Consider the following 836-nt stretch of genomic DNA (forward strand, 5'->3'; position numbering starts at 1 on the left):
GGGCCGGGATGATTCCCAGCCGGCGGGGGGGGCTACTGCGCGGGCGAGGGCGCGGTTTTCGCCGCCCCGTCCCGCCAAAAAACGCGATATTTGGGCGGAAACTTCCGCCGGATCCCTCGGAAACCAGCCCGCGGGCAGTGAATATTCTCTTATTCTCATATATTTTCCTGTCTTACCGCCGATAATTATAGCAGGGAAATTAAAAGCCGTATATAATATGGAAATGTTAACAAAAAACAAAGCCGGTGAGACTTCAGTTATTGGCACCGTCGTTGCCGCAATATGTATCGTCGTATATCTTTTTTCTCTGGTTCAGGCGGCAGTCAGGCTTTATTTGAGCGTGGACAAACAAAAAATCCAGGCCGATTACGATTTTCAATCTTTGGGAAACATCGTCTCTTCCGCCGGTACGCGCGACTTTATGAACGATAAATTTATTAATTCGATAAACGACACCCTTGCGACAAGCAAAACGCTTGAAGCTGTAATCGTATTCGGCCCCAGCGTAGAATACGCTTTTGAGAAGCAAAGGGGCCACGTCATCACATGGATAAACAATACGCCGAGATTCCTTAACAAGTTTGGCGTTAACACAGAGGGGCTTTATAAATCGTTTCCTTTTGAAAGCTCTTTTAATGTCAGCATACAGGCCGCGGCGAGAATTTTTAATTATTCTGAAATAGGAAAAATATTAAAAGAAACTTTGATTTTTATCCTGATTGGCTTTACCCACGCCTTCTTCACCATGCTGCTGCAACTTCTGCTTGGCAGTACCGAGGAAGCCGTAGACGACGACTCGCCCTTAAAGCATGAATTCTCGCCCGTTGATATAAGAA

The 836-nt window shown here is 46.3% G+C and carries 1 protein-coding gene; it reads left to right on the forward strand.

What is annotated here, in order from left to right; translation table 11 throughout:
* Positions 1–217: 217 nt before the first annotated feature.
* The coding region (locus ACYVTD_RS14435) for a hypothetical protein (protein WP_461248413.1) at positions 218–836 on the forward strand (619 nt) is incomplete at its 3' end.

Source organism: Treponema sp. R6D11, from assembly GCF_054786075.1.